This window comes from Citrobacter sp. JUb117 (assembly GCF_024809055.1).
Lineage (GTDB): Bacteria > Pseudomonadota > Gammaproteobacteria > Enterobacterales > Enterobacteriaceae > Citrobacter > Citrobacter gillenii.
In genome coordinates this window covers 323,646-343,066 of record NZ_JANUFB010000006.1, presented here as the reverse complement: position 1 = coordinate 343,066, position 19,421 = coordinate 323,646, and the positions used below count along the sequence as shown (strand labels likewise).

The window sequence follows — 19,421 nt, the reverse complement described above, 5'->3', positions numbered from 1 at the left end:
TTCCTTATTAGCGTTTTGCCTGCCAGATACGAGCCTGATAATCGCGGATGGAGCGATCCGAGCTGAACATGCCACAGCGTGCGGTATTCAGGATCGCCGCCCGGGTCCAGGCCTCCTGGTCACGGTACAACACATCAACCTGCTTCTGGGCTTCAACGTAGGCGGCGAAGTCGGCCATCACCAGATACGGGTCACCACCCTGCTTACCGATGCTGTGCAACATCTGATCAAAGGCGTGTTTATCACCGTTGCTGTATTTGCCGCTTTCCAGCTCTTTCAGTACCGCATCCAGCACTTTGTCTTTCTTGCGCCATTTCACCGGGTCATAGCCTTTCGCCTTCAGCGCCTTCACCTCTTCCACGGTGTGGCCAAAGATAAAGATGTTTTCATCACCCACTTTCTCGGCGATTTCGACGTTAGCCCCGTCCAGCGTGCCCACCGTTAACGCTCCGTTCAGCGCCAGCTTCATGTTGCCGGTACCAGACGCTTCTTTGCCCGCCGTCGAGATCTGCTCAGAGATATCCGCCGCCGGGATCAGCATTTCCGCCGCTGAGACACAGTAATCCGGCAGGAATACCACCTTCAACTTGTCGCCGACGTGCGGATCGTTATTAATGGTTTCCGCCACTTTGTTGATAGCAAAGATGATGTTCTTCGCCAGGTAGTAACCCGGTGCCGCTTTCGCGCCAAACAGGAATACGCGCGGGACGCGATCTGCCTGCGGGTTCTCACGAATTTCTTTGTACAACGCCAGAATATGCAGCAGATTCAGGTGCTGGCGTTTGTACTCATGCAGACGTTTGATCTGAATATCAAAGATGGCGTCGGTAGTTATCTCAATACCGGTACGCGCTTTAATAAACGCCACCAGGCGCTGTTTGTTCGCCAGCTTGATGTCGCGATACTGCTGACGGAACTTAGCGTCGTCGGCGTATTTTTCCAGGTTGATCAACTGGTCAAGATCGTTGGCCCACTCTTTCTTCAGCGATTTATCCAACAACGCAGCAAGTGCCGGGTTGCACTGTTTAATCCAGCGGCGCGGCGTAATACCGTTAGTCACGTTATGGAATTTGTTCGGCCACAGCTGGTGATATTCCGGGAACAAGTCTTTCACGACCAGATCAGAGTGCAGCGCCGCTACGCCGTTAACAGCAAAGCCGCTAACCACGCACAGGTTCGCCATGCGTACCTGCTTGTTGTGCACGACTGCCAGCTTCGCCCAAACCGCATCGTCGCCAGGCCAGGTTTTATCCACCAGCGTCTTAAAGCGGTCGTTAATCTCTTTGATGATTTGCATATGGCGCGGCAGCAGCGCTTTTATCAGTTTCTCATCCCAGCACTCCAGCGCTTCCGGCATCAGCGTATGGTTGGTATATGCGAACGTTTTGCTGGTAATCGCCCACGCGTCGTCCCAGCTCATCTGATGCTCGTCAATCAGCACGCGCAGCAGCTCAGGAATGGCGATGGTCGGGTGGGTGTCGTTCAGCTGAATGACTTCGAAATCAGCCAGTTGATGCAGCTTACGCCCTGCCAGGTGATGGCGGCGCAGAATATCGGCTACCGAACAAGCACACTGGAAGTACTGCTGCATCAGGCGCAGCTTCTTGCCCGCCGTGTGGTTATCGTTCGGGTAGAGCACTTTAGTCAGTTTTTCAGCGTCGATACCTTGCTGCTCTGCACGCAGGAAATCGCCGTCGTTGAATTTGGTCAGGTTAAACGGATGCGCGTGGCTGGCCTGCCACAGACGCAGCGGTTGCGCCACGCCGTTACGATAACCGAGCACCGGCAGATCCCAGGCCTGGCCGGTGATGATAAACCCGGGCGTCCAGTGACCTTCTTTGCTGACTTTGCCGCCAATACCGACCTGCACATCCAGCGCCTCGTTATGACGGAACCACGGATAGCTTCCGCGATGCCAGTCGTCCGGCGCTTCCATCTGTTGGCCATCAGCAAACGACTGACGGAACAGACCGTACTGGTAATTCAGGCCGTAGCCCGTCGCGGACTGGCCGACCGTTGCCATTGAGTCGAGGAAGCAGGCCGCCAGGCGTCCCAGCCCACCGTTACCCAGCGCCGGGTCGGTTTCTTCTTCCAGCAGGTCGGTCAGATTGATGTCGTGCGCTTTCAGCTCATCGCTCACTCCCTGATACCAGCCCAGGTTTAGCAGGTTGTTGCCCGTCAGGCGACCGATCAAAAACTCCATCGAAATGTAGTTAACATGGCGCTGGTTTTTAGCGGGTTTCACCGCAGGCTGGGCGCTGAGCAATTCAGCCAACGCCCCACTCACGGCCTGCCACCACTGACGTGACGTCATTTCGTGAGCCGACAGTAAACCAAAGCGCTGCCACTGACGAGTCAGGGCCGCCTGAAAGAGATCTTTGTTGAAGGTTGGCTGTGACATAGAGGTTCCAGATCCTTTAGGTAATAAACAACGTTATCGCTAGTTTGCCAGGCTCAATGTTGACCTTCCTCATCCTGGTGAGGATTAGGGAGGGAGGAGGTGCGGGGATGAGCATAAAAATGTGATCGCCGCCACTTAAAGGAGAGGGTATTGCCCGTCGTTACGCAGAATACCCACATAAAATACCTGCCAATGCGACAGGTTTTTCGCATTAACCAAACGGGACTCAGCAGACAATATCAAATAGCGGGATACGGTTGAGAAAAAATATGTAAACAGAGAAACAGTTTCTAACCTGAAATACATATAGTGATTAAGATATTTCACACGAAAGTTTTAAGTCGATCGCGAATACCCATGACAACATTACGGACAATACACGAGTCATAAAAAACGAGTGGGTATTTTCGCGACCATCAGAATAACGCCAAACCCAGTCGCCACGGCCTTTGTGGCCCCTAAGAGCAATTATTGCAATAGATGTATAGAATTGTGACATAGTGCAAATTCAGACACACAAAAAACCCGCTTAGCTTGCATAAAATGACTTTCTGGCCGACCTTATAGCTATTAATTACGAAGCGCAAAAAAAATCATTTTCCCCATTTTCACACAGTGAAGTGACTAACATATGTTGATTCCGTCTAAATTAAGTCGTCCGGTTCGTCTCGACCATACGGTGGTTCGTGAGCGCCTGTTGGCTAAACTTTCCGGCGCGAACAATTTCAGGCTCGCCCTGGTAACAAGTCCTGCTGGTTATGGAAAAACGACGCTGGTTTCACAGTGGGCGGCGGGGAAAAATGAACTGGGCTGGTTCTCACTGGATGAGGGTGATAACCAGCAGGAACGCTTTGCCAGCTATTTGATTGCCGCTATTCAACAGGCGACCGGTGGACACTGTACGACCAGTGAAGCCATGGTACAAAAACGCCAGTACGCCAGCCTGACCTCACTGTTTGCTCAGCTCTTCATTGAACTGGCAGAATGGCATCGTCCGCTGTACCTGGTGGTGGATGATTATCACTTAATCTCTAATCCGGCCATCCACGAAGCCATGCGTTTTTTCCTGCGCCACCAACCTGAGAATCTCACGCTGGTGGTGCTGTCACGTAACCTACCGCAGCTGGGTATTGCCAACCTGCGGGTACGCGATCAGCTATTGGAAATCGGCAGCCAACAGCTGGCCTTCAACCATCAGGAAGCGAAACAGTTCTTCGATCGACGTTTATCCTCCCCCATTGAAGCGGCGGAAAGCAGCCGCATGTGCGATGACGTCGCCGGGTGGGCTACCGCATTACAGCTGATCGCCCTTTCCGCACGCCAGAACAATCATTCCGCGCACCAGTCGGCACGACGCCTGGCCGGGATCAATGCCAGCCATTTATCAGATTATCTGGTCGATGAAGTGCTGGACAGCGTGGATCTCAGTACCCGCCACTTCCTGTTGAAAAGCGCCATATTACGCTCCATGAACGATGCGCTGATTGTCCGGGTGACCGGGGAAGAGAACGGCCAAATGCGGCTGGAAGAGATTGAGCGTCAGGGACTATTCCTGCAGCGGATGGACGACATCGGCGAATGGTTTAGCTATCACCCGCTGTTTGGTAACTTCTTACGCCAGCGCTGTCAGTGGGAACTGGCGGCCGAACTTCCCGAGATCCATCGCGCCGCTGCAGAAAGCTGGATGGAGCAAGGTTTCCCCAGCGAAGCCATTCACCATGCGCTGGCGGCAGGCGACGCCCATATGCTGCGAGATATCCTGCTCAATCATGCGTGGGGGTTGTTTAACCACAGCGAGCTGGCGCTGCTGGAAGAGTCATTAAAAGCGCTGCCGTGGGAAAGCCTGCTGGAAAATCCACGCCTGGTGCTGCTACAGGCCTGGCTGATGCAGAGCCAGCACCGCTACAGTGAAGTGAATACCCTGCTGGCGCGCGCTGAGCAGGAAATGAAAGGTGATATGGAGCCAACGCTGCATGCCGAATTTAATGCACTGCGTGCTCAGGTAGCAATTAACGACGGTAATCCTGACGAAGCTGAGCGTCTGGCAAAACTGGCGCTGGATGAGTTACCGATCGCCTGGTTCTACAGCCGTATCGTCGCCACCTCGGTGCACGGCGAAGTCCTGCACTGTAAGGGCGACCTGACGCGCTCGCTGTCATTAATGCAGCAAACAGAGCAAATGGCGCGTCATCATGACGTCTGGCATTACGCGTTGTGGAGTTTGATCCAACAAAGCGAAATTTTATTTGCCCAGGGCTTTTTGCAAGCCGCCTGGGAAACCCAGGAAAAAGCCTTCCAGCTGGTGAAAGAGCAGCATCTGGAACAGCTGCCTATGCATGAATTCCTGGTACGCATCCGCGCGCAGCTCCTGTGGGCCTGGGCGCGGCTGGACGAATCCGAAGCGTCTGCCCGCAGCGGCATTGAACTGCTTTCCACCTTTCAGCCGCAGCAGCAGCTACAGTGTCTGGCACTGCTGGTACAGTGTTCGCTGGCGCGAGGCGATCTGGACAATGCCCGCAGCTTGCTCAACCGTCTGGAAAACCTGCTGGGCAACGGACATTATCACAGCGACTGGATCTCCAATGCCGATAAGGTCCGCGTGATTTACTGGCAAATGGTCGGTGACAAAAATTCGGCCGCCAACTGGCTGCGTCATACGCCGAAACCGGAGTTTGCCAACAACCACTTCCTGCAAGGTCAGTGGCGTAACATTGCCCGTGCGCAGATCCTGCTCGGTGAATTTGAACCGGCAGAAATTGTGCTGGAAGAACTCAATGAAAATGCGCGCAACCTGCGCCTGATGAGCGATCTCAACCGCAACCTGTTGTTGCTGAATCAGCTGTACTGGCAGGCTGGACGCAAAAATGATGCACAGCGCGTGTTACTTGATGCACTGCAGCTGGCGAATCGTACCGGGTTTATCAGCCATTTTGTGATTGAAGGCGAAGCGATGGCGCAGCAGTTACGCCAGCTAATCCAGCTTAATACGTTACCGGAACTCGATCAGCATCGCGCCCAGCGCATTCTGCGTGAAATTAACCAACATCACCGCCACAAATTCGCCCACTTTGATGAAGGGTTCGTGGAGCGTCTGCTGACCCATCCCGAAGTCCCGGAGCTTATCCGCACCAGTCCGCTGACCCAGCGCGAATGGCAGGTGTTAGGACTGATTTATTCCGGCTACAGCAACGAGCAAATCGCCGGTGAGCTGGCCGTTGCCGCGACGACCATCAAAACGCACATCCGCAATTTGTACCAAAAACTCGGCGTGGCTCACCGCCAGGACGCGGTACAGCATGCGCAAAAACTGTTGAAGATGATGGGGTACGGGGTGTAATTAGCCCGGAGGCGTTAACGCTTACCGGGCCTGTCGCTGGCTTAGCACAACTCCAGCTGAATATGGTGGTCGGCAATCACCTGCATCACGCCCGCGGGCGGCAGGGTGTCGGTATACACGGCGTCCACCATGCTGATGCTGCCCATATTCACCATTGCATTTCGACCAAACTTCGAATGATCCACCACCAGCATTACATGCCGTGAATTCTCAATAATGGCGCGTTTGGTGCGGACTTCGTGGTAATCAAATTCCAGCAATGAACCATCGCTGTCGATACCGCTGATCCCCAAAATACCGAAATCCAGACGAAACTGTGAAATAAAGTCGAGGGTGGCTTCGCCCATAATGCCGCCATCGCGGCTACGCAGTTCGCCCCCGGCCAGAATAATGCGGAAATCTTCTTTCACCATCAGCGTATTGGCCACGTTGAGGTTGTTGGTCACAATACGCAAGTTGCTATGGTTCAGCAGCGCGTGAGCGACGGCTTCCGGCGTGGTACCAATGTCAATAAACAGCGTGGAGCCGTTCGGGATCTGCGTGGCGACCTTACGGGCAATGCGCTCTTTTTCTGCCGTCTGCGTGGCCTTACGATCATGCCAGGGGGTATTCACCGAGCTGGATGGCAACGCCGCGCCGCCGTGGTGGCGCAAAATCATGTTCTGATCGGCCAGGTCGTTAAGGTCCCGGCGAATCGTTTGTGGGCTGACGGAGAAATGCTCCACCAACTCCTCAGTGCTGACGTATCCCTGTTTTTTTACCAGTTCAATGATCGCGTCATGTCGTTGTGTTTGTTTCATTATTGTTCCCTGGAATTTTGCCGGATGGCGCTAGCGCTTATCCGGCCTACAGTTTGCTATCACAACACTCTCATTCAAGTTCGTTTTCGCACATTGAGCGTGTCTGCCAATGCCATAGCCAGACCAACGGCCAGGCCAGCCATATGTGCGCCGTTCGCCATCGACATACCAAACAGATCGAACCAACCGGCAACAATCCAAATCAAGGCAAAGAGAATCAAACCACGCTGCAGGAAAATACCGCTTTGCGGATCGCGTTCGCCGCGTAGCCACACATAGCCCATCAACGCATACACCACGCCAGACAACCCACCAAACCACGGGCCGCTGAATTTCTGCTGCACATAGCCGCTCAGCAGGGCGCTGATAACGGTAATAACGATCAGTTTTCCGCTGCCCAACCGCTTTTCTACCGCCCCGCCGAGATACCACCACCACAGCAGGTTGAAGAGGATGTGCATCAGCGAGAAGTGCATAAAAGCGTGGGTGAAATAACGCCAGAATTCAAATTTCAGCGAGGGATCGAACGGCCACGCTAACCACAGCATCACCGTTTGATCGCCCACCACATTCATGGCGATAAACACCAGCACACACGCGGCCATCACCACCCAGGTGACCGGGCCGGCGCGTTCGCGCAGCGTGGCAAGAAACGGAAAACGTTGATAGTGCAGGCCACTGTCGGTTTGGCCGGACTGCCAGCTGGCCGCCAGGTAACGCGGGTCGCCTGGGTTTTCCAGAAAACGCGCCAGCTCAGCGCGCACGCGTTCAGCCTGGGACTCATCCGCCAGCCAGACATCCGTTTGACTATGTTGCTGAATCGTCAGGATAACGCCCTGTGTCGCCATATAATCAACAAAGGCCTGCGCCACGCGGGGGTTAGCAAAAGAGGTAATCATCAACATCGTTGCTGTCGCTTCATCCACACAAAAGAGGACAGTATATCGACACTACCCGTTTCAGGCTGCATCTTTGTTATATCCGTCATACTTCACTGTCGCGTCGGGCTTACGCACCAAACGTCACTTCCGCAGGAAAATGTCGATGCCAGGCATCGAATCCACCGTCGATGCTGTACACCGCATCGTACCCCTGCTGAAGCAGATATTGTGCCGCACCTTTACTGCTGTTGCCGTGGTAACACATCACCAGCACAACGGTATCAAAATCATGGTCACGCATAAAGGAACCCAGCGTGTCGTTAGTCAGGTGAAACGCCTGTGGCGCATGGCCCATGGCATAGCTTTGCGGATCGCGGATATCCACCAGCACTGCCGTTCCGTGCAGCAGCTTCTGATGGGCTTCTTCGACATTGATACATTCAAACTGATCCATGATGTTCTCTTATTATTTCTGTGCAGGTAACCAATATTACCTGGCAGTGTACGTCGCCTGCACAGGTAAACGCCATAATGTTATATGTATCACTGTAAATTGTTTATCCGATGTTACCAATGGCGCGATTCTTTGCTATTATGCTCGATAACGAACATTAATGAGCTATAACGAAAGTGCGAGAGGCCAGCATGGAAACCAAAGATCTGATTGTGATAGGTGGAGGCATCAACGGTGCCGGTATCGCGGCAGATGCCGCTGGACGCGGTTTATCCGTGCTGATGCTGGAAGCGCAGGATTTAGCCTGTGCAACCTCCTCCGCCAGCTCCAAACTCATCCACGGTGGCCTGCGCTACCTGGAACACTACGAATTTCGTCTGGTCAGCGAAGCGCTGGCTGAACGTGAAGTCCTGTTGAAGATGGCACCGCATATCGCCTTCCCGATGCGCTTTCGTCTGCCCCATCGCCCGCACCTGCGTCCGGCCTGGATGATCCGTATTGGTCTGTTTATGTACGATCATCTGGGCAAACGCACCAGTTTACCGAGTTCCACTGGTTTGCGTTTTGGCGCAGATTCTGTGATGAAACCCGAGATTGTGCGCGGTTTCGAATATTCTGACTGTTGGGTAGACGATGCACGACTGGTTTTGGCAAATGCCCAAATGGTTGTGCGTAAAGGCGGGGAAGTATTAACCCGTACTCGCGCCACCTCCGCTCGTCGTGAAAACGGTCTGTGGATTGTCGAAGCGGAAGATATCGATACCGGCAAGAAACACACCTGGCAGGCTCGCGGCCTGGTTAACGCCACCGGTCCGTGGGTGAAAGAGTTCTTCGACGACGGTATGCACCTGCCTTCACCTTACGGTATCCGCCTGATTAAAGGCAGCCACATTGTGGTGCCGCGCGTACACACCCAGAAACAGGCATACATCCTGCAAAACGAAGATAAACGTATTGTGTTTGTCATTCCGTGGATGGATGAGTTCTCAATTATCGGCACCACCGACGTCGAATACAAAGGCGATCCTAAAGCAGTGAAAATTGACGACAGCGAAATCAATTATCTGCTGCAGGTCTACAACGCACACTTTAAGAAACAGCTGGGCCGCGAGGATATCGTCTGGACCTACTCGGGCGTACGCCCGCTGTGCGATGACGAGTCCGACTCGCCGCAGGCTATTACCCGCGATTATACGCTGGATATCCACGACGAAAACGGCAAAGCGCCGCTGCTGTCAGTCTTCGGCGGCAAGTTAACCACCTACCGTAAGCTGGCCGAGCACGCGATGGAAAAACTGTCGTCGTACTATCAGGGCATCGGTCCGGCATGGACCAAAGAGTGCATCCTGCCTGGCGGTGACATCGGCGGCGATCGCGAAGATTACGCGGCAAAACTGCGCCGTCGCTATCCGTTCCTGACCGAATCACTGGCGCGCCACTATTCGCGCACCTACGGCAGCAACACCGAGTGGATCATCGGCGAAGCGACCTCGCTTGCTGAGTTAGGCGAAGACTTCGGGCACGAGTTCTATGAGGCAGAGCTGAAGTATCTGGTCGATCACGAATGGGTACGCCGCGCCGACGATGCGCTGTGGCGCCGCACGAAAGAAGGCATGTGGCTGAACGCTGAGCAGCAGGCACGCATGACCCAGTGGCTGGCGGAGTATGTTGAAAAACACCAGCTGTCGCTGGCGTCCTGATAAAAATGCCGGATGGCGGCTGACGCCTTATCCGGCCTACAAGAGTGCATTAACGTAGGCCGGGCAAGCGAAGCGCCCCCGGCAACGAGCGCCCTGTAGGCCCGGTAAGCGTCAGCGCCACCGGGCATTTTGCCGGATGGCGGCTAACGCCTTATCCGGCCTACAGGTAGCCCTATCTCTTGTTACAACCGTACTGAATCAATATGCCAGATGTTCTCGGCGTACTCTTTGATGGTTCTGTCCGATGAGAAGTAGCCCATGTTGGCGATGTTAATCATTGCCTTGGTGGTCCACTGCTCCGGCTCGCGGTACAGTTCATCAACCTTGTCCTGACAATCGACATAGCTACGATAATCCGCCAGCACCTGATAGTGGTCACCGAAGTTGATCAGCGAATCCACCAGGTCGCGATAGCGTCCCGGCTCTTCAGGACTGAAGACCCCGCTGCCAATTTGCGTCAGCACCTGATGCAGTTCCTCATCTTTCTCGTAATACTCGCGCGGCTTGTAACCTTTGCTACGCAAGGCCTCCACCTCTTCTGCAGTATTCCCGAAGATAAAGATATTCTCCGCACCCACATGCTCCAGCATCTCGACGTTGGCTCCGTCCAGCGTACCGATGGTCAACGCACCGTTCAGCGCAAATTTCATGTTACTGGTCCCGGAGGCTTCGGTCCCGGCCAGTGAAATCTGCTCAGACAGGTCGGCGGCAGGAATGATCACCTGCGCCAGACTGACGCTGTAGTTCGGGATGAACACCACCTTCAGCTTGTCGCCAATCTGCGGATCGTTGTTGATCACTTTCGCCACATCGTTGATCAGATGGATGATGTGCTTCGCCATGTAATAGGCCGACGCGGCCTTACCGGCGAAGATATTCACGCGCGGCACCCACTCGGCGTCAGGATCGGCCTTGATGCGGTTGTAGCGGGTGATCACATGCAGCACGTTCATCAGCTGGCGTTTGTACTCATGAATACGCTTGATCTGCACATCAAACAGCGATTTCGGGTTCACCACCACGTTAAGCTGCTGGGCGATAAGCGTCGCCAGACGCTTTTTATTCTCCAGCTTTGCACGGCGTATGGCCTGGTTCACCAGAGGGTAATCACAATGCTGTTCCAGCTCGCTGAGTTGGCTGAGATCGGTTCGCCAGGTACGGCCAATGTTCTCGTCCAGCACCTCAGAAAGCGGCGGGTTGGCCAGCGCCAGCCAGCGGCGCGGCGTCACGCCGTTGGTGACGTTGCAAAAACGCGTCGGGAAGATTTTCGCAAAATCAGCAAACAGCGACTGCACCATCAGGTTGGAGTGCAGCTCAGACACGCCGTTTACTTTATGGCTGACCACCACCGCCAGCCACGCCATACGCACGCGGCGGCCGTTGGACTCATCAATGATCGAGGTACGTCCCAGCAGGCCAGTATCGTTCGGATACTGCTCCTGCAACGTCTTCAGGAAGTAGTCGTTAATCTCAAAGATGATTTGCAGATGGCGCGGCAGGATCTTGCCCAGCATATCCACCGGCCAGGTTTCCAGTGCTTCGCTCATCAGCGTGTGGTTGGTGTACGAGAACACCTGGCAGCAGACCTCAAACGCATCGTCCCAGCTAAACTTGTGCTCATCAATCAGCAGGCGCATCAGCTCAGGGATCGACAACACCGGGTGGGTATCGTTGAGGTGAATGGCGATTTTATCCGCCAGGTTGTCGTAGGTTTTGTGCAGCTGATAATGGCGGCTCAAAATATCCTGGATCGTCGAGGAGACCAGGAAGTACTCCTGCCGCAGACGCAGCTCGCGCCCGGAATAGGTGGAGTCATCCGGATACAGTACACGGGAGACGTTCTCAGAGTGGTTTTTATCTTCCACCGCCGCAAAGTAGTCGCCCTGGTTAAATTTACCGAGGTTGATTGCGCTACTGGCCTGAGCATTCCACAAGCGCAGCGTATTGGTCGCGTCAGTGTCGTAACCCGGGATAATCTGGTCGTATGCCACCGCGAGGATCTCTTCGGTCTCGACCCAGCGCATCTTCTTGCCTTCCATCTGAACACGGCCACCAAAGCGCACTTTGTAGCGCGTATTGTGGCGTTTGAACTCCCACGGGTTACCGTATTCCAGCCAGTAGTCCGGCGACTCTTTCTGTCGGCCATCAACAATATTCTGCTTGAACATGCCGTAGTCGTAGCGAATACCGTAGCCGCGGCCAGGCAGGCCTAACGTCGCCAGCGAGTCGAGGAAGCAGGCTGCCAGACGCCCGAGGCCGCCGTTACCGAGGCCGGGGTCATTTTCTTCGTCGATCAGATCTTCGAGATCCAACCCCATGCCTTCCAGCGCATTTTTGACATCGTCATAAATTCCCAACGATAACAGTGCATTGGAAAGCGTGCGGCCAATCAGAAACTCCATTGACAGGTAATAGACTTGGCGGGTTTCCTGAGATAATTGCGCACGATTAGAACGCAGCCAGCGCTCCACGAGGCGATCGCGCACCGCGAACAACGTGGCGTTCAGCCACTCATGTTTGTTGGCAATGACCGGATCTTTGCCAATCGTGAACATCAGCTTGTAGGCGATAGAATGCTTAAGAGCCTCTACGCTGAGTGTGGGCGATGCATAACTAAATGGAGCATTCATATAGGTGATTCCTGGATATCTATTTCAAGCGATAGTAAAGCTCACGGTAGGATTTCGCCGCGACTTGCCAGCTAAAATCCATGGCCATTGCCTGACGTTGTACAAACCGCCAGAGCGAAGGGCGCGACCACAACACGAAAGCACGCCGGATTGCCCGCAACAGCGACCAGGCATTACTATCTTCAAATACAAACCCACTGGCGATACCGTCCGCCAGGTTTTCCAGCGAACTGTCGGACACCGTATCAGCCAGCCCACCGGTACGCCGCACCAGCGGTAGCGTACCGTACTTCAGTCCATACAATTGTGTTAAGCCACACGGCTCAAAGCGACTGGGCACCAAAATAACGTCAGCCCCACCCATAATTCGGTGCGAGAAGGCCTCATGATAGCCAATCTGTACACCCACTTGGCCCGGATGCTCTGCCGCTGCCGCAAGGAAACCTTCTTGCAACACCGGATCGCCCGCACCAAGTAACGCTAACTGTCCGCCCTGCTCCAGTAAACCGGGCAGCGCTTCCAGCACCAGATCCAGCCCTTTCTGGCTGGTCAGGCGGCTCACGACTGCAAAAAGCGGCACTTTGTCGTTAACCTTAAGCCCCATCGCAATCTGCAGTTCACGCTTGTTCTCGGCTTTGTCTTCCAGCGAGTCACGCGTGTAGCGCGATGCCAGCAGCAGGTCCGTTTCCGGACTCCAGATGTTTTCATCAACGCCGTTCAGCACGCCGGAAAGACGTCCTTCACGATGACGCTGCTGCAACAATCCCTCCATTCCATAGGCAAATTGCGCCTCGGTGATTTCCCGCGCGTAGGTCGGGCTAACCGCCGTAATATGGTCGGCGTAGTACAACCCCGCCTTCAGGAAAGAAATCTGCCCGTTGAACTCCAGTCCATGCACATTAAAGAATGACCATGGCAATTGGATGTCATCCATATGCTTTGCATAAAACATGCCTTGATAGGCCAGGTTGTGCACGGTGAACACCGATTTCGCCGGGTGGCCGCGTGCCGCCAGATACGCCGGGGCCAGACCTGCATGCCAGTCGTGCGCATGCACCACATCCGGGCGCCAGAATGGATCAAGCCCGCAGGCCATTTCGCATCCCACCCAGCCGAGCAGCGCAAAGCGCAGGACGTTATCAGAGTAAGCAAACAGGTTGGTATCGTGATACGGGCTGCCGGGACGGTCGTAGAGGTGCGGCGCGTCAATCAGGTAAATACCGACGCCGTTGTAATGGCCGAACAGCAGCGTGATACGTCCGGCAAAGGTATCGCGCCGCGTCACGACCTGCGCATCAGGAATGCCGCGACGGATATCCGGAAACGCCGGGAGCACGACGCGGGCATCCACGCCATCGGCAATTTGCGCGGCCGGCAACGCGCCAAGAACATCTGCCAGTCCCCCGGTTTTTAACAGGGGGAACATCTCTGAACATACGTGTAAAACCTGCATTATCGCTCCTGTTTGATCTGCAGTTTGCGCAGCATTTCACGCGTGACCAGCACAATACCTTCCTCTGAACGGTAGAAACGACGTGCATCTTCTTCCGCGTTTTCACCAATCACCATGCCTTCAGGGATGACGCAGGCACGGTCAACGATACAGCGGCGTAAGCGGCATGAACGCCCGACCCACACTTCAGGTAACAACACTGCCGAATCAATGTTACAGAAAGAATTCACCCGCACCCGCGGGAACAGAACGGACTGCACCACCACCGAACCGGAAATAATACAGCCGCCAGAGACCAGCGAGTTCAGCGTCATGCCGTGGCTACCGGAGCGGTCCTGCACAAACTTCGCCGGCGGCAGTGATTCCATGTGTGTGCGAATCGGCCAGTCCTGATCGTACATATCCAGTTCCGGGGTAACCGACGCCAGATCGAGGTTAGCCTTCCAGTAGGCTTCCAGCGTCCCAACGTCGCGCCAGTACGGCTCGGATTCCGGGTCTGACTGTACGCAGGATTTAGGGAATGGATGTGCATAAGCCATGCCAGCTGCGGTAATTTTCGGGATGATATCTTTGCCAAAGTCGTGGCTGGAGTTTTCATCGAGATCATCTTCTTCAAGTAATTCATACAGATAATCGGCGTTGAAAACATAGATCCCCATACTGGCAAGCGATCGGGTCGGATCGTTTGGCATAGCCGGTGGATTCGCCGGTTTTTCCACGAATTCGATGATTTTGTCGCTGTCGTCGACGTCCATGACGCCAAAGGCGCTGGCTTCCTCAATCGGCACCGGCATACAGGCCACGGTGCAGCGTGCGCCTTTTTCGACGTGGTCGATCAGCATGCGCGAATAGTCCTGTTTGTAGATATGATCGCCCGCGAGGATCACCACATATTCCGCTTTATAGCGTCGAATGATGTCCAGGTTTTGGGTGACCGCATCTGCCGTGCCGCGATACCAATTTTCACCCTGCATTCTTTGCTGGGCAGGCAGCAGATCGACAAACTCGTTCATCTCTTCACTGAAGAACGACCAGCCGCGCTGAATATGCTGCACCAGCGTGTGGGACTGGTACTGGGTGATCACGCCAATACGGCGGATCCCGGAGTTAATGCAGTTGGATAAAGCAAAATCGATAATGCGGAACTTACCGCCAAAGTGCACGGCAGGCTTAGCACGTTTGTTGGTTAAATCTTTCAGGCGGGTACCACGACCACCGGCCAGGATTAGGGCAACAGATTTTAATGGCAGCTGGCGCGCCAACATTACACGATCGTTCTTCTCTAAACTCACCATGACTAACTCCTTTTTTATCATCTTTGGAACACACACAGTCCGTGCGCAGGTCCCTGCCAGACAGCCGTAATAACCGGATTATCCTCTCCGGCAAATGGAGGAACGGCATGCCATTCCCCTTCAGGTAAAACGATATCTGTCACCTCAAGCGTGGCGTTTATCACGATCAGAAAACGGTCTGAGAGCAGGATCTGCATCTGCCTCGGGCCGTTTTGCCACTCATCCGCACTTAAGGGTTGTGCGTATCGGTTCAGCCAACGCACATTGCCGTCGCCCTCTTCCCACCAGCGATCGTCTGTTAAGGCAGGGATCTGCTGGCGAAGATGAATCAACGCGGCGGTGAATGTGGTTAGCCCGCTGTTTGCCTGCTGCCAGTCCAGCCAGGTTAAGGCGTTATCCTGGCAGTAAGCGTTATTGTTACCGTGCTGGCTATGACCATGTTCATCTCCCGCCAGCAACATCGGTGTACCCTGAGAAAGCAGCAACGTCGTCAACAGGGCATGCATGCTGTCGCGTCGCCGTTCAATCAGGTCCAGCGTGCCGCCTAATCCTTCTTTACCATGATTGTCGCTGTAGTTATTGCTAGTGCCGTCGCGATTTTCCTCACCATTCGCTTCATTGTGCTTATTTGTGAAGCACACACAGTCACGCAGCGTAAAACCATCGTGCGCCGTCACCAGATTGACCGATGCGCTGGGTTTGCGACCAGGGTGTTTAAACATGTCGCTGGAAGCCGCAAAACGTCCGGCAAACTCCCCAAGGGGCAGATTACGCTGGAGCCAGAAGCGTCGACTTGCATCGCGGAAATGGTCATTCCACTCAGCAAACGGCGGGGGAAAATTCCCAACCTGATACCCGCCTTCACCGATATCCCACGGCTCCGCAATCAGCTTAACGCCTGAAAGCAGCGGGCAGTTTTGGATTGCGGTAAACAGCGGCGCATCCTGACGAAACGCAGGCGTACGCCCCATGACGGATGCTAAATCAAAACGAAAACCGTCCACATGGCAGGTTTCCACCCAATAGCGCAGGCATTCGCACGCATACTCCACGACACCGGGATGGCTCAGGTTGAGGGTGTTCCCACAGCCGGTCCAGTTGTAGTAATCACCATCGTCCCTGATCCAATAATAGCTACGGTTATCAATTCCGCGCAGGGAGAAGACCGGCCCTTCAAGATCCAGCTCAGCGCTGTGGTTCAAAACGATATCGAGAATGACCTCAATCCCCGCTTTGTGTAGCGCTTTGACGGCATCGCGAAACTCATCCAGCGCGTGTTCAGGTGAGCAGGCATAGGCCGGATGCAGTGCAAACATGGCTACCGGGTTGTAGCCCCAGTAGTTCGACAGCCCCAGCCGCTGCAGTCGCGGCTCGCTGGCGAAATGCACCACGGGCAGCAGTTCCAGCGCAGTAATGCCGAGACGCTTGAAATAGTCGATCATCACCGGATGACCGAGCGCTTTGTAAGTGCCACGAATCTGTTGCGGAATGTCCGGGTGCAGATACGTCAGCCCTTTAACATGCGCTTCGTAGATAACGGTATTGCCCCACGGCGTGCGCGGCGGGGCATCGTCTTCCCAGTCATAATGGTCTGACACCACCACGCTTTTCAGGGCAATCGCCGCGTTATCGTGATGATCCGGTTCGTTCATTCCACCGTGCAGCAGCGGGTTATCTTTTAACTCGCCATCAACCCGGCGCGCGCAGGGGTCAATCAGCAGTTTCGCTGGGTTAAAACGGTGTCCTTGCTGCGGCTGCCACGGACCATGTACGCGATAACCATAGCGCAAACCGGGCCGGGCATCGGCCAGATAGCCGTGCCAGACATCACCGCTACGCCCCGGCAAATCATAGCGATGCTCACAGCCTTGCTCATCGAATATGCACAGTTCGACGCGCTCGGCATGCGCCGAAAAAAGGGTGAAATTAACGCCATGGCCGTCATACGTTGCACCATGGGGGGTGGCATTGCCGGTTGCCAGTTGTGTCATCACCCCTCCCGCATCAGCCAAATCGTGGCCAGCGGCGGCAACGTCAGGCTCAGTGAATGCTGGCGACCGTGGCTGGCAATTTCATCGCTTTGTACTGCGCCGCCGTTGCCGGTATTGCTACCGTGGTAATGCATCGAGTCTGTGTTGAGGATTTCTCGCCATTTGCCCGGTTGATTGATGCCAAAGCGGTAGCCGTGGCGAGGTACCGGCGTAAAGTTGCTGGCAACGATAATTTCATTACCGGCTTTATCACGACGAACAAAAATCAGCACCGACCGTTCGTTGTCATCGACCACCAGCCATTCAAAACCATAGCCGTCAAAGTCGAGTTCATGCAGCGCTTTGTGATGACGATAAGTGTGGTTCAGGTCGCGCACCAGACGCTGTACGCCGTGATGCCAGTTATCCCCCCCCTCCAGCAGATGCCAGTCGAGGCTGGCGTCGTGGTTCCATTCACGGCCCTGGGCAAACTCATTACCCATAAACAGCAGCTTCTTACCCGGGAAGGCCCACATCCAGCCATAGTAGGCGCGCAGGTTGGCAAACTTCTGCCACGCATCGCCCGGCATGCGGTCGAGGATCGATTTTTTACCGTGCACCACTTCATCGTGTGACAGCGGCAGCACAAAGTTCTCGGTGTAGTTGTACAGCATGCCGAAGGTCAGCTTATCGTGATGGTGCTGGCGATAAACCGGGTCCAGCTTCATGTAGTCCAGCGTGTCGTGCATCCAGCCGAGGTTCCACTTGTACCAGAAACCTAAGCCGCCCATGTCCTGCGGTCTTGATACACCGGCAAAATCGGTCGACTCTTCCGCCATACTCACCGCGCCCGGTACCTGTTCGCCAAGAATACGGTTGGTATTACGCAAAAATTCGATGGCTTCGAGGTTCTCACGCCCGCCGAATTCGTTCGGGATCCACTCGCCGTCTTTGCGGCTGTAATCGCGGTAAATCATCGACGCCACGGCATCCACGCGCAGCGCGTCAATGCCAAAGCGCTCAATCCAGTACAGGGCGTTACCCACCAGATAATTACTGACTTCACGGCGACCGTAGTTGTAGATCAGCGTGTTCCAGTCCTGGTGATAGCCTTCGCGCGGGTCGCTGTGCTCATACAAGCTGGTACCGTCAAACTGAGCCAGGCCGAAGTCATCCGACGGGAAGTGACCGGGTACCCAGTCGAGGATCACGTTCAGCCCCGCCTGATGCGCGGCATTCACAAAATAGCGGAAGTCATCGCGCGTACCGAAGCGTCGGGTCGGCGCATACATGCCGGTCGGTTGGTAGCCCCAACTGCCGTCAAACGGGTGCTCGCTAATCGGCAACAGCTCAATATGGGTAAAGCCCATCCACTTCACATAGGGGATCAGTTGATCCGCCAGTTCGCGATAGCTCAGCCAGAAGTTGTTGTCCGTATGGCGACGCCACGAGCCCAGATGCACTTCGTAGATAGAGATCGGCGCATCAAACTGGTTGGCTTTTTTGCGTTCCTCCGTTTGCACCACTTTTTCGGGCAAACCGCAGATCACCGACGCCGTTTCCGGACGCATTTGCGCTTCAAAGGCATACGGGTCGGCTTTAACGCGCAAATGACCGTTGGCATCGATCATCTCGTATTTGTACAGCTGCCCCTGCTGTGCACCGGGGATAAACAGCTCCCAGATTCCGCTCTCTTTGCGCAGGCGCATCGGGTGGCGGCGACCGTCCCAGTAGTTGAACTGCCCTACTACCGAAACGCGTCGTGCGTTCGGTGCCCAGACAGAAAAACGCGTGCCGGTCACGCCGTCCATGGTATCCGCATGTGCGCCCAGCGTTTCGTACGGGCGCAGATGCGTCCCTTCGGACAACAGCCAGGCGTCCATATCCTGAATAAGCGGGCCAAAACGGTAAGGGTCATCGATCAGATTCTGCTGTCCATGCCAGACAACAGCCAGCTGATAGCGAAAGAAATTTTTACGGCGGGGAATTACAGCACAGAAAAAACCGCGAGGGTCGAGGCAATCCAGCTTGCCGACTTTGCGTCCGGTTTTTGGTTCGATCACCCACACTTCGGTGGCGTCAGGTAAAAGAGCACGGACTTCAAGTCCGGCGTCAGTTTGGTGCATACCGAGTACGGAAAAAGGATCCGCAAAATGGCCTGCAATTAGCGCATTAATCACGTCTCTATCGATACGAACGGACATGGTTGTCATCCTGTTTTATGGTGTCACCCCTTCCAACTGATTTTCGACATCAGGTAGTGACACTTTTTTTGACCTGAACGACGCAGCACAATTGTGCATCCTCTCTGCGTCGTCCCACCTTCAGGCAACAACTTAATACCTCCGGTATTAAGTCACTCTTAAAGAATAGCCAATGCTTTATCTTACTCCCGGTAAAAAATGAAACATCTGCGCTTACTCCTGTATTACGCAAAAAAAAGGGCGACTCAGCACCCAATGTTTAAACACGGTCTGTGTCTGCCGGATGGCGATATGCT

Annotated in this window: 11 protein-coding genes; 2 read left to right on the top strand and 9 right to left on the bottom strand. The window is 54.6% G+C overall.

The window, feature by feature from the left end; genetic code table 11:
• Window positions 1–7: 7 nt before the first annotated feature.
• Complete coding sequence (malP, locus tag M2374_RS16055; RefSeq protein WP_135911284.1) at window positions 8–2,401, bottom strand: maltodextrin phosphorylase; 2,394 nt, start codon at window positions 2,399–2,401, stop codon at window positions 8–10.
• Between the two features lie 631 nt (window positions 2,402–3,032).
• On the opposite strand from malP, the gene malT reads away from it, so the two are divergent.
• Window positions 3,033–5,738 carry an HTH-type transcriptional regulator MalT gene (gene malT, locus M2374_RS16050; protein WP_115257291.1) on the top strand — a complete coding sequence of 902 codons (2,706 nt, stop codon included), beginning with the start codon at window positions 3,033–3,035 and terminating at the stop codon, window positions 5,736–5,738.
• A 41-nt stretch (window positions 5,739–5,779) separates the two neighbouring features.
• Here malT and M2374_RS16045 read toward each other — a convergent pair whose 3' ends face one another.
• From M2374_RS16045 to glpE, 3 genes are all read right to left on the bottom strand, one after another.
• Window positions 5,780–6,538, bottom strand: coding sequence for a DeoR/GlpR family transcriptional regulator (locus tag M2374_RS16045; protein WP_096759257.1), 759 nt, complete (start codon window positions 6,536–6,538; stop codon window positions 5,780–5,782).
• A gap of 74 nt (window positions 6,539–6,612) precedes the next feature.
• Entirely contained in the window at window positions 6,613–7,443 is an 831-nt protein-coding gene (glpG, locus tag M2374_RS16040; protein WP_137362557.1) for a rhomboid family intramembrane serine protease GlpG, read from the bottom strand.
• Window positions 7,444–7,546: 103 nt separating this feature from the next.
• Window positions 7,547–7,873 carry a thiosulfate sulfurtransferase GlpE gene (glpE, locus tag M2374_RS16035; RefSeq protein ID WP_096759255.1) on the bottom strand — a complete coding sequence of 109 codons (327 nt, stop codon included), beginning with the start codon at window positions 7,871–7,873 and terminating at the stop codon, window positions 7,547–7,549.
• A 191-nt stretch (window positions 7,874–8,064) separates the two neighbouring features.
• On the opposite strand from glpE, the gene glpD reads away from it, so the two are divergent.
• A complete protein-coding gene (gene glpD / locus M2374_RS16030; protein WP_096759254.1) occupies window positions 8,065–9,573 on the top strand; it encodes a glycerol-3-phosphate dehydrogenase in 1,509 nt (502 codons plus the stop codon).
• A 182-nt stretch (window positions 9,574–9,755) separates the two neighbouring features.
• On the opposite strand, the gene glgP is transcribed toward glpD, so the two are convergent.
• From glgP to glgB, 5 genes are read right to left on the bottom strand one after another with little or no spacing between them, the layout of a single operon-like run.
• Window positions 9,756–12,203, bottom strand: coding sequence for a glycogen phosphorylase (glgP, locus tag M2374_RS16025; protein ID WP_115257289.1), 2,448 nt, complete (start codon window positions 12,201–12,203; stop codon window positions 9,756–9,758).
• Window positions 12,204–12,222: 19 nt separating this feature from the next.
• The gene (gene glgA / locus M2374_RS16020; RefSeq protein ID WP_115257288.1) at window positions 12,223–13,656 is read right to left on the bottom strand and encodes a glycogen synthase GlgA; all 1,434 of its coding nucleotides are present in this window, start codon (window positions 13,654–13,656) and stop codon (window positions 12,223–12,225) included.
• Window positions 13,656–14,951, bottom strand: coding sequence for a glucose-1-phosphate adenylyltransferase (gene glgC / locus M2374_RS16015; protein WP_115257287.1), 1,296 nt, complete (start codon window positions 14,949–14,951; stop codon window positions 13,656–13,658). The genes glgA and glgC overlap by 1 nt, the downstream gene beginning before the upstream one ends.
• 17 nt (window positions 14,952–14,968) lie before the next feature.
• Window positions 14,969–16,942: a glycogen debranching protein GlgX gene (glgX, locus tag M2374_RS16010; protein WP_117342471.1), complete on the bottom strand. Its 1,974-nt coding sequence runs from the start codon at window positions 16,940–16,942 to the stop codon at window positions 14,969–14,971.
• Window positions 16,942–19,125: a 1,4-alpha-glucan branching enzyme gene (glgB, locus tag M2374_RS16005; protein ID WP_135911282.1), complete on the bottom strand. Its 2,184-nt coding sequence runs from the start codon at window positions 19,123–19,125 to the stop codon at window positions 16,942–16,944. The genes glgX and glgB overlap by 1 nt, the downstream gene beginning before the upstream one ends.
• Between the last annotated feature and the right edge of the window lie 296 nt (window positions 19,126–19,421).

Excerpts from the sequence above, each read along its gene's own strand:
- malP (WP_135911284.1), bottom strand. The coding sequence starts at position 2,401 with ATGTCACAGCCAACCTTCAACAAAGATCTCTTTCAGGCGGCCCTGACT.
- malT (WP_115257291.1), top strand. The coding sequence starts at position 3,033 with ATGTTGATTCCGTCTAAATTAAGTCGTCCGGTTCGTCTCGACCATACG.
- M2374_RS16045 (WP_096759257.1), bottom strand. The coding sequence starts at position 6,538 with ATGAAACAAACACAACGACATGACGCGATCATTGAACTGGTAAAAAAA.
- glpG (WP_137362557.1), bottom strand. The coding sequence starts at position 7,443 with ATGTTGATGATTACCTCTTTTGCTAACCCCCGCGTGGCGCAGGCCTTT.
- glpE (WP_096759255.1), bottom strand. The coding sequence starts at position 7,873 with ATGGATCAGTTTGAATGTATCAATGTCGAAGAAGCCCATCAGAAGCTG.
- glpD (WP_096759254.1), top strand. The coding sequence starts at position 8,065 with ATGGAAACCAAAGATCTGATTGTGATAGGTGGAGGCATCAACGGTGCC.
- glgP (WP_115257289.1), bottom strand. The coding sequence starts at position 12,203 with ATGAATGCTCCATTTAGTTATGCATCGCCCACACTCAGCGTAGAGGCT.
- glgA (WP_115257288.1), bottom strand. The coding sequence starts at position 13,656 with ATGCAGGTTTTACACGTATGTTCAGAGATGTTCCCCCTGTTAAAAACC.
- glgC (WP_115257287.1), bottom strand. The coding sequence starts at position 14,951 with ATGGTGAGTTTAGAGAAGAACGATCGTGTAATGTTGGCGCGCCAGCTG.
- glgX (WP_117342471.1), bottom strand. The coding sequence starts at position 16,942 with ATGACACAACTGGCAACCGGCAATGCCACCCCCCATGGTGCAACGTAT.
- glgB (WP_135911282.1), bottom strand. The coding sequence starts at position 19,125 with ATGTCCGTTCGTATCGATAGAGACGTGATTAATGCGCTAATTGCAGGC.